At 33.1% G+C, this 15029-nt stretch carries 18 protein-coding genes; 4 read left to right on the top strand and 14 right to left on the bottom strand.

The annotated features are described in order from the left end of the window. Positions 1 to 174 precede the first annotated feature (174 nt). The 3 genes from OIU80_RS11510 to OIU80_RS11500 form a co-directional block, all read right to left on the bottom strand. On the bottom strand, positions 175 to 666 hold the full coding sequence (locus OIU80_RS11510; protein WP_264287147.1) for a hypothetical protein: 492 nt from the start codon (positions 664 to 666) through the stop codon (positions 175 to 177). Between the two features lie 22 nt (positions 667 to 688). Continuing rightward, on the bottom strand, positions 689 to 1285 hold the full coding sequence (locus OIU80_RS11505; protein WP_264287146.1) for a hypothetical protein: 597 nt from the start codon (positions 1283 to 1285) through the stop codon (positions 689 to 691). A gap of 418 nt (positions 1286 to 1703) precedes the next feature. After that, positions 1704 to 2813 (bottom strand): hypothetical protein, encoded by a 1110-nt coding sequence (locus OIU80_RS11500; protein WP_264287145.1) that lies wholly within the window; start codon positions 2811 to 2813, stop codon positions 1704 to 1706. A 772-nt stretch (positions 2814 to 3585) separates the two neighbouring features. Here OIU80_RS11500 and OIU80_RS11495 point away from each other — a divergent pair. From OIU80_RS11495 to OIU80_RS20910, 3 genes are all read left to right on the top strand, one after another. Next, complete coding sequence (locus tag OIU80_RS11495; protein WP_264287144.1) at positions 3586 to 3948, top strand: hypothetical protein; 363 nt, start codon at positions 3586 to 3588, stop codon at positions 3946 to 3948. 271 nt (positions 3949 to 4219) lie between these two features. Further along, positions 4220 to 4477, top strand: a complete 258-nt coding sequence (locus tag OIU80_RS11490) for a hypothetical protein (RefSeq protein ID WP_264287143.1) — start codon at positions 4220 to 4222, stop codon at positions 4475 to 4477. Beyond that, on the top strand, positions 4441 to 4530 hold the full coding sequence (locus tag OIU80_RS20910) for an IS3 family transposase (protein ID WP_404827370.1): 90 nt from the start codon (positions 4441 to 4443) through the stop codon (positions 4528 to 4530). Before OIU80_RS11490 ends, OIU80_RS20910 begins: the two co-directional genes overlap by 37 nt. A gap of 138 nt (positions 4531 to 4668) precedes the next feature. Here the strand turns inward: OIU80_RS20910 and OIU80_RS11485 are convergent, their stop codons facing one another. Then, the gene (locus OIU80_RS11485) at positions 4669 to 5412 is read right to left on the bottom strand and encodes a hypothetical protein (RefSeq protein ID WP_264287142.1); all 744 of its coding nucleotides are present in this window, start codon (positions 5410 to 5412) and stop codon (positions 4669 to 4671) included. A gap of 262 nt (positions 5413 to 5674) precedes the next feature. Between OIU80_RS11485 and OIU80_RS11480 the strand changes: the two genes are divergently transcribed. Continuing rightward, positions 5675 to 7270, top strand: coding sequence for a C1 family peptidase (locus OIU80_RS11480; protein WP_264287141.1), 1596 nt, complete (start codon positions 5675 to 5677; stop codon positions 7268 to 7270). Positions 7271 to 7520: 250 nt separating this feature from the next. On the opposite strand, the gene OIU80_RS11475 is transcribed toward OIU80_RS11480, so the two are convergent. From OIU80_RS11475 to OIU80_RS11430, 10 genes are read right to left on the bottom strand one after another with little or no spacing between them, the layout of a single operon-like run. Beyond that, entirely contained in the window at positions 7521 to 7688 is a 168-nt protein-coding gene (locus OIU80_RS11475) for a hypothetical protein (protein ID WP_264287140.1), read from the bottom strand. 11 nt (positions 7689 to 7699) lie between these two features. After that, a complete protein-coding gene (locus OIU80_RS11470; protein WP_264287139.1) occupies positions 7700 to 8008 on the bottom strand; it encodes a hypothetical protein in 309 nt (102 codons plus the stop codon). 15 nt (positions 8009 to 8023) lie between these two features. Beyond that, the gene (locus OIU80_RS11465) at positions 8024 to 9079 is read right to left on the bottom strand and encodes a hypothetical protein (protein ID WP_264287138.1); all 1056 of its coding nucleotides are present in this window, start codon (positions 9077 to 9079) and stop codon (positions 8024 to 8026) included. 2 nt (positions 9080 to 9081) lie between these two features. Then, positions 9082 to 9879: a hypothetical protein gene (locus OIU80_RS11460; protein WP_264287137.1), complete on the bottom strand. Its 798-nt coding sequence runs from the start codon at positions 9877 to 9879 to the stop codon at positions 9082 to 9084. Between the two features lie 28 nt (positions 9880 to 9907). After that, on the bottom strand, positions 9908 to 10750 hold the full coding sequence (gene traN, locus OIU80_RS11455; RefSeq protein ID WP_264287136.1) for a conjugative transposon protein TraN: 843 nt from the start codon (positions 10748 to 10750) through the stop codon (positions 9908 to 9910). Positions 10751 to 10767: 17 nt separating this feature from the next. Next, a complete protein-coding gene (traM, locus tag OIU80_RS11450; RefSeq protein WP_319004967.1) occupies positions 10768 to 12000 on the bottom strand; it encodes a conjugative transposon protein TraM in 1233 nt (410 codons plus the stop codon). Between the two features lie 49 nt (positions 12001 to 12049). Further along, complete coding sequence (locus tag OIU80_RS11445; protein ID WP_264287134.1) at positions 12050 to 12532, bottom strand: hypothetical protein; 483 nt, start codon at positions 12530 to 12532, stop codon at positions 12050 to 12052. Positions 12533 to 12545: 13 nt separating this feature from the next. Next, entirely contained in the window at positions 12546 to 13154 is a 609-nt protein-coding gene (gene traK, locus OIU80_RS11440; RefSeq protein ID WP_264287133.1) for a conjugative transposon protein TraK, read from the bottom strand. A 30-nt stretch (positions 13155 to 13184) separates the two neighbouring features. After that, entirely contained in the window at positions 13185 to 14381 is a 1197-nt protein-coding gene (gene traJ / locus OIU80_RS11435) for a conjugative transposon protein TraJ (protein WP_264287132.1), read from the bottom strand. Positions 14382 to 14396: 15 nt separating this feature from the next. Beyond that, a complete protein-coding gene (locus OIU80_RS11430) occupies positions 14397 to 15026 on the bottom strand; it encodes a TerB family tellurite resistance protein (protein ID WP_264287131.1) in 630 nt (209 codons plus the stop codon). Positions 15027 to 15029: the final 3 nt, after the last annotated feature.

Genomic DNA, 15029 nt, shown 5'->3' with positions numbered 1-15029 from the left:
GCTCCCATTAAAAATCGGGGATTCTAACAAACAATAATAAAATTACGTTATTTTTTATTTACTAAAAGACCATTCTCTATCGTTATAAGCACACATTATTTTTAATCATGTCATAACAAATTAGCTCCCATTTTTTTAAACTAAAATAGACGTTTCACTTAATTTAATAAAACACTAAAGAGCACTGCTATTATCTAAACAGAAACTGAATGCTATACCGGCTTTTTTTCCGTTATGTCGAATATTTAGCTGTGTAAACCATTTTCCACCTACAGTAATATATCCACCTACATTAGTATTGTCGGGAATATCTATTTTATTACCAGTTATCTTGATTAACACTCGGCAACGTCCACTTATTGTAAGTTGAATAGTTTGATTATTATTTGTTGTAAAGGTAAATGCTTCTCCAGCATCTGCACCTCCGAAAGAAATTCCTACATTCGTTACAGGATGGGAAAAGGTAAGAGTAAGACTATAAACAATATTACCCCCTTCAGCACCTAAATGGAAAGCATTATTTATCATAGTTATACCACAGTAAGTTCCAGGTTCTTTAATAAGTTTAATATTTGAAGAATTAGTAACCATCACTTTTTCTCCATCTATTATATGTTCCCCTTTTAGTGTATTACCATTTAATTGATTCTCTAATTCACAAGCCAAATTATCTATAGGAACTACAATATCAGTATAATTCTTTTACGGTAATAACAAATTCACAAGTAACCCCTGCTATACTCAAAGAAAATTTAGCCTCCCCTTTAGCAGAAGGAGTTCCCGAAATAGAAAATACCAGAACACCAGGACCCTTTTTAATAGATCCCGAAGGAAGAACAGCCATCAACCCAGTTACATTCTGTGATAAAAAAGGGGTCTCTCCATAATCAAAATCTACCCCTAGATTTGAATATGGAATGGAAACAGTTGTTTGGGTAGAAACAGGATAATTTATAATAACATCTTTGCTTAGAACAGCTGAACTACAATCTAGTTTAATAGGATCAGTAATCCCTCTTAATAAGCATCCGCTCCATTTATCGCCATTAAAATATCTAATACAGTCCTCTTTCGAATCATAAACAATAGTTCCTTTTTTTACATTTCCCCCCATAGGGTTCTTGGTGTTTTCTGCTTGATCTACATGAGGAAGCACTAAGCCCCATTCATTGTCAGGATAAGAAATATCCAGAGCACCTTCAGGTGTGTGTGTGCCAATACCGCTCTGAGAAAAAACAGTGATAAAAACCAATAGATTTAATCCTGTAAGTAATTTTTTTATCATTTGTTTGAATTTTTATGTTTGTCTATTTAGCTGACCCTATTAATTAGGAGCAAAATGTCATAACGATACATTAAAAAATATTTTATCAAAAAAAGATTAAACTAATAATTCTGTTTTCAATTGAGTAATCATTAGTATTACTGGTTATGTTTTAATTTGATGCACAAAATTACTGATACTTCTTTATCTTGTTGTCCCATATAAACTCTTAAAAAAATTACAATAAGTCATACTATATATTCTTCTTAATCATAAAATGAAATAGTACTTTAAAATTTTATACAACTAACTCGACAAAAAAATCCCAATCAATATGATCGGGATGTTCTTCATCAGGGTATAAGTTACTTTGTACTAAAAATAAATTACGATTGAACAGTGTTGAGAAATTATGTAAGATGAAAATTTAATAAAACACTTAAAGAGCACTACTGCTATTTAAACAGAAACCGAATGCTGTACCGGCTTTTTTTCCGTTATGTCGAATAGTTAGCTGTGTAAACCATTTTCCACCTACAGTAATATATCCACCTACATTAGTATTGTTGAGAATATCTATTTTATTACCAGTTATCTTGATTAACGATTCGCAACGTCCACTTGTTGTAAGTTGAACAGGTTGATTGTTATTTGTTGTAAAGGTAAACGCTTCTCCAGCATCTGAACCTCCGAAAGAAATTCCTATATTCGTTACAGGACGGGAAAAGGTAAGAGTAAGACTATAAACAATATTACCCCCTTCAGCACCTAAATGGAAAGCATTATTTATCATAGTTATACCACAGTAAGTTCCAGGTTCTTTAATAAGTTTAATATTTGAAGAATTAGTAACCATCACTTTTTCTCCGTCTATTATGTGTTCCCCTTTTAGTGTATAAACATTTAATTGATTCTCTAGCTCACAAGCAAAATTTTCTACAGGGACTTTAATATCTACATAATTCTTTACGGTAATAACAAATTCACAAGTAACCCCTGCTATACTCAAAGAAAATTTAGCCTCACCCTGAGCAGAAGGAGTTCCTGAAAGATGAAATACCAGAACACCTGAGCCTTTTTTAATAGATCCCGAAGGAAGAACAGCTATCAACCCAGTTACATTCTTTGATAGAAAAGTAATATCTCTATAATCAAAATTCTCTCCTAGATTAGAATAAGGAATAGAAACTGTTGTTTGGGTAGAAACAGGATAATTTGCAATAACATCTTGGTTTAAAACAGCTAAACTACAATCTAGTTTAATAGGATCAGTAATATCCTCCAATATGCATCCGCTCCATATACTGCCATTAAAATATCTAATACAGTTCTCTTTCAAATCATAAACAATAGTCCCTTTTTTTACATTTTTCCCCGTAGGGTTCTTTGTGTTTTCTGCTTGATCTATATGAGGAATCACTAAGCCCCATTCATTGTCAGGATAAGAAATATCCAGTGCACCTTCTGGTGTCTGCGTACCGATACCGCTCTGAGAAAAAACAGTAATAAAAACTAATAGATTTAATCCTGTAAGTAATTTCCTGGTCATTTGTTTAAATTTTTAAGTTTGTCTATTTAGCTGACCCTATTAATTAGGAGCAAAATGTCATAACTATACATTAAAAAATATTTTATCAAAAAAAAATTAAACTAATAATTCTGTTCTCATACTCACAAAATGTTATAAGTGAGTAATTATTAGTTATGTTTTAATATGATGCATCAAAATTACTGATACTTCTTTCTCTTATTGTCCCACATAAACTCTTAAAAAAATCACAATAAGTCATACTATATATACTTCTTAATCATAGAATGAAACAGTACTTTAAAAACTTATACAACCAACTCGACAAAAAAATCCAATTAACATTGAACAGCCTCCAAAAAGTTAAACACTATTTGAGCGCAGTCTAAAACTAAGATAACTTTTTATGCTGATTTTATGGTTTATATAGCAATCTTAAAGAATAGAATTCTTATAATTTTGTTTAAAATAAATGGATTTATACTCCTAAGGGAGTACAGAAGTAAATTATGCTGCTGGTGGGTGTATTAAGTATGTAGGTTCTATAAGTATTCATAATTGTTTTGCGTACGAATGCATATTGACCATATTGTAAACACTTCAGATATAACCATTTTAGATTAACATAAATAAAGAAAAATATTCCGTGAAAAGAAGAAACTACTATATAATAGTATTAGTAATCAATTTGCTACTTTTTTTAGGTATAATTGCTTGTTTTACTTTTACTGGTTTTAAGTCAAGTACAAGAATTATAACTGTTAACAGTAGTGTCTTGTATGAAAATTTTATTATGACTAAAGATTTAAAAAGGGCAGCAGAGAAAGAGCTTAACGATCATATTGATCAAATTGAGTCTGTATATTCGGAATTACAATCCCAATCAATTTTAGAGGAAAAAAAGCAAGTTTTAAATGAGCAATTCATTTTGGAAAAAGAAGAGTTGGCAAAATTTTATAAAAATCTTGAAGAGATGGAATCTTCAAAAATCTGGTTAAGGATACACCGTTACACCGAAGAATTTTCTAAAAAAAATAACTATCAATTAATAATGGATTTTGAAAATACTAACTCCATTTTAGATACTTATGAAAAAAAAGTTGTAAACGAAGAATTACTTAGATACATAAACAAAAGATATGAAGGACTTAAATAAGTTTTTTTTATTAAAAAATAGTGTGATTTGGTTTATGAAAATGATAGTGAGACTATATCGCATCTAAAGTTAAGTTTTTCTCAGTCTTGTTATCATTATCAAAATTGGCGAGGCAAACTCAAACCATCAAAGTATATGTATCATAAGGCAGGAGATGAAGTTTTTGTAGACTATACAGGAAAAATTACTTGCTATTGACCAATCTACAGGAGAGCTACATGAGGTAGAAGTTTTTGTAAGTGTCCTTGGAGCAAGTAGACTTGCTTTTGTAGTGGCTACTCGAACCCTAAATAAAAAAGATTTTAAGGGAAGTCTGGCAAAAATGCTAAACTATTATCAGGGTGTCCTAAGCGCTATTGCAACCGATAATTTAAGAAGAGCTGTTAAAAAGAGTGATAAATATGGAGCCCTTAATAACGGAATATTGAAATCAGAACTTTTTTATCTTAAAAGAGATAGTTGTATTACTCAATTAAAACAAGAAATAATCGAATATATAAAAACTATAATAATGATAGAATCAAAATAAATCTAAAAGGAATGAGCTCAATACAATATCGAGCTCATTATTATCAAATTTAATTATAAATCAATCTAACCTTTTGGATACAATCTAATAAATCAGGGATTTAATAAGTTATAATTAAATTGTTTTATAAATACAACAGGATGTTAACTATATATTATTTTAATTGCCTAAATAAAAAGGAGTTTTTAAATTTAGTTTATAGGTTTAGTAAAAATCTGAGCTGACATAACGCCACGCCCCCAATTATAATTAATCCCCGGTGAAGCTGTATACATTCCGAATGTAACTGTAGCTGCATTTGATTCAACATATCCATCTACTTTGTATGCTACATTCATTGGAGTGTCTCCTGGATTAGAAATTATATCTATAGCAAAACCTGCTACAGGCATTCCAAGAGCGGTTACTGCTATTCCGTTATAATTGTTTGGAACAGTGTATTTACGAGAACCCATATCCAATTCGATATCGCTTCCATCGTTTACAGACTTATATAAAGTACACCCCAAATATCCAATTGTATTAGGTGTGTGGCTTGAGTGCATTACAGGCATATTGTAATTAATAACAACTTGCGCTTGTGATTTTGCAGGAATAGAAATAGTAATGCTAAAATTTAAAGGCACTCTGCCTGTGCGTAATCCACTTGATATTGGCTTGGTTAAGACATCATATTTGTTATCATTGAACGACCAAGGAACAGTTGTATTACTATTAAGAACATAGCCCAAATTTCCATCACTATTAGCTACAATTTGATGGTTATATTCCAAAGTCAATGCCTCTGTATTAATATTTTTCATATTGCGTACTCTGGCTCCCCCATTAACATCTAGTGTTTGAGTAGGATTAAAAGTGTTAATTCCGACTTGAGATTGTGAATATGTTAATAAGGAAAAGGTCATTAAGCATAAAATAATAAGTTTTTTTTTCATTGTAAATGTTTTTTTTTTTTTAACTAGGGCAAAGTTAGATTACACTTCTTTCCTTAAGCTTTCGTTTAAACACACAAAAAGAGCATAATAAGCTCTAATCTTACTCTTTTTGGCTTAATTTACACTATTAGTAGAAACTATTTATATTAAATGTGGAATTGCTTATCTTTACAATTAAATGACTTTTAATGCTGTTTGTTTAAATTAATATGTCTTTTTTATTACAAATAAATATTTACTATTGTGACTTAAAATTGTAAATATGAAAAACTCATTTGTAAAATTAGGGGGAGCCTTATTTGCTTCATTACTTATTTGTTCATGTCATAAAGATGACATCGACAAAACTTCAGAAAATGCTGCTAGAAACGAAGAACGAGCTACAGGTTATATCCCATCGACCCCAGAGCAATTAGCACAAATTAAAGAAATACAGAGTTCATCTCATTATCGAAAGACAGCATTACCTTCAAGATACTTACTACCAGAGCTACCTGCTGCATTAAATCAAGGATATAAGGGGTCGTGTGTTGCCTATTCGATTGCACATGCTCGTACAATCATTAGTGATGAATCAAAAACTTTAGCCGATGGAAGTCCAAATTATAATGCTTATGCAAGTGCAGATTATTTATATGAAAAATATAAATATTCTAAAAATAGTTGTGGTGCTGGTGTTTTTTTTATTGAGGCTTTAGATGCTTTAAAAACGGAAGGAACACCGAGTTATTCTGAATTTGGATTAGTAACCTGTAACACAATTCCAACGTCTGCTCTAGAAAAGAATGCAAGGAAATTTAGAGTCAATGACTACTATAGAATATCACCTGATAAAGGACTACCAACATTAGAAGATATAAAGAGACAAATTTCAACAGGAAATCCAGTTATGATGGGTGTAGAGGTTGATATGGCATTTACTAATTCATCGATTAGAATGTGGGATATAAATACGTCAAAATTTTATGGTCGACATGCAGTTTTATTAACAGGATACGATGAGAGTAGGCAAGCTTTTAGATTACTTAATTCTTGGGGTTCTACATGGGGTGAGAATGGCTACATTTGGGCAAGCTACAAAAAAATAAAAGAGCTTTTAACACAAGACATATTTGTATTACAAAAAGATAATGCATTAGCTTACAAAAGTGCAAGTTCATGTTTCGTTAATGTCGTTAAGAATATAAACAATATAAATGATAATATAAGTTTTACAACGAGTCAAAAAAGTGCATTTATAACTAATGGTGAATTTAATTGGAATAATAGTTTGATAAAACCATTTTATGATTTATACAACAATCTATCTTTAGAGTTAAGTTATTTTACCCCAACTAACGATGGAATTGACGTAGATGGAGATTTGACTATTGAGGTCAGATTAAAAATAGAGTCAACAAAAAATACAACTTATCCATCTGATAAAGAAAAAGGACTTGAACTTGAACTATGGAATGGAAAATATGGAGGAAAAGATCAGTATATAAGTTGCAACGTACCTTTAAATGGAACAAGTACAGTATCAATCTTTAAAAATAAATTAGGAGAAACTTATAAATATGAAGTTTTTTACTTTCTAATAAATGCAGGTAGGAATGATAATGCTTTTGCAACTGATAAAACGATACGATTTCATATAAGAAACGGACAATTCTATATCGGTGATACTTATTTAGGTGAAGTGCCTAAAATGCCGTCTGGTATTAATAGATTCAGATCTTTTTATATAAAGCATATAGGGGCTATAGGTTCAGTTACAGATATTAGAATTTATAAAAATGGAAAACAAATAGGTATAGAAAATTTTGACGGAAATTCAACAACTATTCCAATGCCTTGGTTAAAATGGTATGAATAAAAAGATAAAAGTTTAATCGTAATTATTTTTAAGGGGGGGATATTAGTAAGAAGACATCATTAACTTGCTGTCTTCTTGCATTATCATTTCGACAGATAGATAATTCATTGTGCTAGTATGCTTAAAATTAAGATTTTACGTTTTTAAAAAACAAAGAGGTCTCTAATTAGGTCTCTAATTTTAAGTAGAGGAAAATACAGACGGCGCAAAGATAGCTTTTTGTGTCAAACAAAAAAAGACAGCTTCACAACTATCTTTTAGACTGAATTTTTAGCAATTCACTTACTTTATATCTTTTTCTGTTACTGAAGGGGCTATATCCTTTAATTTTCCCATCTGTTTCATATTTTCCAATAGTGGTTTGATTTCGTATACCTAAAATCACCATTGCTTCTTTAGTGTTTAAATATTGTTCCATACTTTTATTTTTTAAATACAGTTGTCTTTAATGTCTTTGATATGAAAATAGATGGTACTTCTTTGGTTTCTGTTACAGGTTGGTACGTATTTAATGTAACCGTATTCACTTAATTCGTGCATACATCTGTAGTATGTCTTAGGTGAAGAAACCATTGCTATCTTCATAATTTCATAGCTGTATACTTTAATAGGATTAATGAAACCTCCGTCTGTTCTAAATTTTAGCAATGCCGCATATATACCAATATGAGTGACGCTTATACGGTAATCTTTTTCTATTGCCTTAAAAAAATCAGATAAAGGTTGTAGTGTTTTCATTGATTATCAAGTTTATCAACTTATGTGCATCCCATTTCGTTTAGTAGGTGTCTTCTGTTGGCTTTCATTGTTTTTATGTATCTGTTTTACAGCCTCCATAGTTTTATTACCCAATGTTGTAGCGAGCGTTATTTTTCTGGAATGGTCATCATAAATGTTTACTGATTTAAATTGAGGGTTCGCTTCGATATAAAACTGATGTTCTTTTCCGTTTTTAAGTAAGGTTACCAACTGTCTGTTCCCTTGTCTTAAAGCATCTTGTAATTTATATGCATTAGCTTTATTTGATAATTCTTTTAAAGGAAGTTGCTGCAATGCCTTTTCAAGATCATAACCATACTCTGAATGAAATTCTTTGATACGATGATTGCCAACTGCGTCTTTATCATTAAGATTCAGTTGTATCCAAGATTCTTCTTTTTGAATGGCTCGCCCTGCTAGTAAATTATAAGCCTGTATTATATCAATAGAATTCCTTTCCTGTACTTTAAAATACTGGCTTCTGTCTTCCTCAGGTTTTGATTCATTTTGCAAAGTGGTTTTATATCCTTCAAATTGATACTGCCCGCTTTGATTTTTAATAAAGGATAACTCATGATTCAGTCGTTCCTTTTCGTTGATATAATAGGAAACTGGAATAGTAAATTGTTCGTGACCTTGTTTTATTTGCTGATCGATTTGATTTGACAAATCTTTAAAACCAACGCGCTGCACCTGATCATGCAGCGCTTGATTGTTCTTTTGCTCTCCTTTTTCATCATTGCGTACAGCAATTTGATCTATAAGTGGTGCAACGACCAGTTTACGAATAAGGCGCACTAATAAATTAGGATACAGTTGTTTTAATACCTTGTTCTTTTCTTGCTTGAGCATCTGCAAAGCAAAACGTTCCTCTGTGTTTTTAGTACCCTTATATTTTGTTCCAATACGTTCGTAATGATGGAGTTTCTCTTTAAGCAATGACCTATTGTTGGAAAGACTGAAATTAAACAGTTTAGTAAAACGCTCTTCCCTAGAGTGCCACTGTTTTAATTCCATCTCTACTCTGTTAATAGGAAGTTGGTCGTTCATGATTACATGGATTGGCTTTTCCTTTTTCTCTTAGCTTCCTTTGGTACTTCTGGTCCATCATCATCGGTAGTTTGGTTTTGCTTTTTACTACCTTGTTTTTCGGAAGTTTGCTGGGTTTCGGATTGTTTTTCTTCTTTGGAATGACGATTATCAATACGTTGCATTGTAGCATCATACACATTGATAGTTTTGAATTGTGGATTAGCTTCAATGTACTGCTTAACTTCATTACCATCTTTTAAGAAAGTAGCAGATTGCAGGTTTCCTTTTTTCATAGAATCCATTAAATCTTCTTTATACTTTGGATTTTCTAATTCTTTAATGGGATGCTTGGTGAGTGTTGCTTCCAAATCATAACCATAATTTTGATGGTATTGATTTAGTTTAAAATTTCCATTAGTCTCAGTTTGTTTAAAGTCAATTTGAAGCCAGGAATTGTATAGTTCACCTTCTTTATTTGTCAAATCCTTATTTACGGATCTTCCTTCCATAAGATTAAAAGCTTCTTTCATAGTGATGTTGTTACCTTTATTGATATAGAAGGTTTGCTCCAACGCTTCTTTGGAATTCTCTTTATGCAATTCTACTTTATAAGAATTAAAAAAATACATATCACTTTGATCGGATTTTTTAAAATTCAACGTAGCTATAGCTGTATCATTGCCATATTTAGCATGATGGGTCAAAGTAAAATTAGGTTCTTCCTTCTGTAATTTTTCTTTTAATTCAGACTCAAGTGCATCACCGAAACCGGTGTACTTAACCTGCTCTTTTAAGTATTCAAAATTTTTCTCGTTCATGACTCAATTTTTAAATGATTGAAATGTTTTATAGTTTAGGGAGTACAGTGACCTGTACCAATTTTTTGTTTTTTACATACAGTTCCACATGCCTTCCGCCATTTTTCTCCATAAGCTGTATGGATAAGAATTTTTTCTCTGGAATGGTGAATTTTGGAAGTGCAAATACAAAGGTGTTTTCTGCTTCACCTTCAATTTTAACTACATTGTTCAAGATATAGATTGGAGTGATTTCGATTTCCTGTGAAGCCGTTCGTTTTACTTTTTTAGTATCGCGAATAAAAAAGCGAAGCTGGTCAATATCATAATTAATTTTAGAGATGTTTGTTACTTTTATCCTGTAATACATCACTTCGTCACGAATAAAAATTCCGTTGAGACTAAAGTCAATGTCATACTGTCTTTCTTTTTCACCTCGCAGTTTTTTCTTGTCGTAAAAAGCTAATTTGGAATATTCCTGAACATCCTCATCATTTATGTTTTCATCAGAAAAATAAATTTCCTGTCCTTCGGATTTAGTTTTATTCAAACTGAGATTCAATTGTGGTGATTCCTCATCATAATTCAATACGAAAGAATACAATTTTGCGTCAGCAGTCACTACCGTAAGATTGGTCTGAAGAAATCCTTTTTGAGCTGCTTTGATTTGAAGTATATTCTCAATACCTTTCGCTTTCTGTACCAGTATATCGGGACTTCCCTTATCAACACTTTTAATAGCAAAAGGGAATACAATATTGGTCGTTTTGGAATACGCTATCAGTAAAGAATCGGACTCAATTTTAGAAAGGTTTTTACTTGTTTGCTGTGCAAATACACCGATGGTCATTAATAATAAATACCCCATCACTAACACATTAAATTTTTTCATAGCAATATTTTTAGTTTTTAATTGGAATCTTTTTGTTTTTCATCACGAAGCAGTACTTGATAGCCTGCTTTTACAATCACTTTAATCATCTTTACTTTTTTACTCAGCAGGCTTTTAGCCGCTTCAATTCCAGCTCCAGCTGCCTGTGAACCCCAAGAATCATCAAGGTTTGCAACGCCCAGAGTTTGCATGGAACGGTCAGCAGATGCTTTGGCAACATCACGATTAATAGCTCCCGGAATATAAATACCAATGAGTCCATCCATATCGTAAACTGATAAGTCCACTGGAAATAGGGATTTGTTGTATTTAATGCTGTTTATTTTGATTGTTAGTCGTTCTCCTTTTAAGGAAGCTACTCCAAACAAGAAATTATCCTTTGGAATCTTAATACCACTTACAAAAATGTCGTTCATCAGTCGAAACTTAACTGTAGCTCCATTTACAATAGTTTGTGTTTCATGGATAACAGCTTCCACCGCATTTTGCATTAAATCCGCATTTTGAGATTCATCAATGGAGTAAAACTCATTCTGTCCTGACTCGGTAGCATTATCCGATTTGTTTTGTAAAGAAGAAACAGGGTCTTCTTGCTCTCTGGTGGAAATAGAGAATACTTGCCCTCGATGAGCCTCGGAAGCTTTTCTTAATTTTTCCTGTATTCTGTCGGGATGTTGGATATCTAATATATTTTCCAACATCCCACCGAGTTGTTGCAATTCCGGATCTGGAGTATCCTGCCCAGTATTCATGGATTGCATCATCTGTTCGAGTCTGTCTACATGATTGGAATGCATAGAGGACTCATTTGATTTTGTATACCTACTGACATCCCAGTTTTGTGTAGGAACAGCTACGGGTGCATTGATTGCTTTTTGCAATGCTTCCAATTTTTGATGCACTTTTATTTCGTTTGGATCCTGATAAGCTGATGTATTTAATCCAGTTCGTCCTTTTTTAGAATTGACATTACTACTATCTTCAGTCGAGTCAATCTGGAAAGACTGACTTAAATAGTTAGGATCTTTCTTGATGAGTTCATTTAGCTTTGCCGAATCAAGGGCTGCCATATCGTAGTAATTCATTTTATCTAGCAGAAGCCCCTCTTTGAGGTTTGCATTGGGCAGTTTGATATTAAACCCTTTTTGCTGTGGCGTTGCTAAGTTGGCAGCGTCCATTTTTCCACCGCCTAATGCCCAAAATATCGCCGTTATAAATGGGAGAGCCAATAGAGGTAATACCAAGAGCATCTTACGATGCTTTAACTCCTTTAATGATTTTGTTTTTTGTTCCATGATATCAATTTTTAAAATGTGAGTAATAATAATTTTCTAGTATTGAAAGGCTGTCCAGAAGCCCTGGACGGCATAATACAATACTATCATGTATTTTTTTTCCTGTTGGACTACGTCCCAGACTGTCCATATACCTTCGAAAATGATTAATTTTTTCTAATTCAACTTTACTGATAATTGTTTTGAGCTCGATGTCTTTTTCTTTTAATGGAATTGAATTAGTTGGTTTAGTAATTGGAATGACAGTTATATTTTTAGTTGTATTTCCAGAAAAGTTCGTAACAATCAGGTACATACTGCATCCACCTGTAAATACTATAAAACTGAACAGAATCACAATCCAATGGAGTCGTGAAAAGTGAGCTGTTTTGCGCTCCAGCCATTGTGCACACTTATGTTGCAATCGAAGATTTGCCTGCTCAAATTTTTGCCAAAGACTGTTTTTAATACTTTCAATAGCATCGTTTTTCCTAAAATAAAATCTCATAATCAGTAGTTTGTTATTTTCTGTTTTCAGTGCCTAAATCCCGATTCTCAATGGTATTCCAACGTTCAATTAAAAAACCATGCGGATTGTTGTCGCTTCGCGATACATTGCGAAGATTGCCTTCCGTTATCAGGTTTCGATGGGCAATGCTGGTGGTTCTGATGATATTTTGAGTAGCATAACATCGGAACCCATACGGATAGGTATTGATGTCAATGGTTATGCTGTCAATTTTTATCGTCTGGCTGACGTTCCCTGAGATGATGCCGGAGTAATAGCCATTTTCTTTTAGATCATCGTAGATCCTTTTGGCGCTGTCATCAGCTAGATAAAGTGCCTTGGTAACATTACTTTTGATTACTTTATCATCGGGGTCAAGAGTAAAGAAGAATTGGTGGAACGTCTTTACATGATCCCGCGCCTCAATGGGTATGTTGTCTTTTCGATCTGAAGCATAGGCTTCCAATGCTTTGCCATTAGCCAATATGTAAACCTTATTTTGCATTTGTGATACTAGGCTGAAACTCTTGTAAAGCGAAAAACAACTAATTAAAATACAACCAACAATTACCAGCATCGTAAAACCTCGAACATGTCGAAAGGCAGTGTCAATATTTTTCATTTTACTAAACATGATACTTTTATTTAGAGATTAGGAATTGCCTTTTAATTTATTCCCCATGTAGCCTTCCTTATCTTTAAAATAAGGAGATGTATTTCCAGAACTTGACATACTTTGGGATATTCGTCCAGCGACATTGCCCATTGCATCTGCTGCCATACCAGCTCCTTGGGAAACTGTGCCAATCGCGGAACTAGTAGAGTTACTAAAGATGCTAGATACTTTTTGTCCCAATGCACCACCACCGCCAGCATGAACAATATAGTTGGCAACAGAAGGCACAGTGAAATACCCTACGATTCCAATTATCATAAATACCAGATACGCAACATCGGTTCTGCTAAAGAAAGTATCGCCGTGTTCACCTACTTGCGAGATGTCTAGTTTTAGCATATTCTCTTGAATCTTTCCGATGATACTGCCAAAGATATTTGCCACAGGAAGCCATAAGTAAATATTGATATAGCGCGCCAGCCAGACGGTGAGCATATGTTGAAAACCATCAAAGACCGATATGCCAAAAACGAGTGGACCCAAAATAGACAGCACCACCAATTGAAAAGTTCGAAGTGTATCGATACAGAGTGAAGCCGCTTCAAATAAAATTCGTAGTATTTCGCTCATCCATTCTTTTACTGAATTTCTAAAATTATATGTGGCTTTACTCATTGCAAATTGGATATCATTACCAATACTGGCAAATTTCCCCTCTCCCTCTGGGTTGGCATCATCATGAGTATATTTGTACCATTTGTCCCGATCACCACTTCCATCGGAACCAACATACATCTGCCAAGGATTAGTACTTTTAAGGGCTTCTTCTTTTTCTTTAAGTAGTCGTTCAATAGCTTTGTTTGATCCTTCTACCATTGCAGCAGTAGCCGTTACAGTAGGTTTCATCACTCCATTAATCATATACAATACTGAAGGAAAAATCATTATGCAAAATCCAATAACAAATGGACGAAAGAGAGGGTAGAAGTCTATAGGTTCTGCGCTGGCAATATGTCTCCAAACTCGAGAGGCGATATACCAGATAGCTGCAAAACCAGCAAGTCCTTGTCCAACTCCAAGCAGGTTACTGCATAGAGGCATCATCTCATCATACAATTGCTCCAATACACTATGCAGACTGTTCATTTCATCCGCAACACCTTGTGCTTGGCCAATAAAGGGCAATAAAATCCCTAGAAGAACAAATAAGGTCTTCTTGTTTATCTTTATCATATCAGTAAAATTTAGTTATTTAGTGTGCATGTTACGAACCGCATTTACATCATTACGCTCCTTGGCACGTTGCAAAGCCAGTACTGAAGTATTGTTATTGAAGTTTCTCAGGAACATAAGCTTGTCCTGCATATCTGCATATATTTTGTCAATGGATGTCAGTCGTTCGTCGTCTGACATTCGCATTTTATTTGCCGTGACTACTGTAGTAAGCTCGTCAAGATTTCTAAGACTCTGTTTGAATAAATTATCGTACACTCTTTCTAAGTAAGCGATTTCATCAGCATTGAAATTTTTACTGTCTCGAAAACGACCAAAGGCAAACTTATATTCTTTAACCAATTGCACCTGATAATTGACAATATCACCGATTCGCCTGTAATTTCTGACCGTGGGACTAACTTGCATGAGTGCATCAAGGAACGTTTTATGCAGACTGAAATTTCCTTTAGATAAATCTTTGACCGTATTATAACCTCCACTGAGCATTTCATAACCTTTTTTCATATCCTTAAGGATTTGTTTGAACTGGGCTAATTTCTCTATGTTCAGAATCAATTGCTGGATTTCTTGTTTTTGAGCGGTAACTTTGGAAGGAAGTATTAAAACAATACATACAATTCCTATAATCAGTATTTTTTTCATGGT

This window comes from Flavobacterium frigoritolerans, assembly GCF_025847275.1.
GTDB classification, from domain to species: Bacteria; Bacteroidota; Bacteroidia; order Flavobacteriales; family Flavobacteriaceae; genus Flavobacterium; species Flavobacterium frigoritolerans.
Note: the sequence above shows the minus strand (reverse complement) of the source record. Positions and strands in the feature narration are given on the sequence as shown.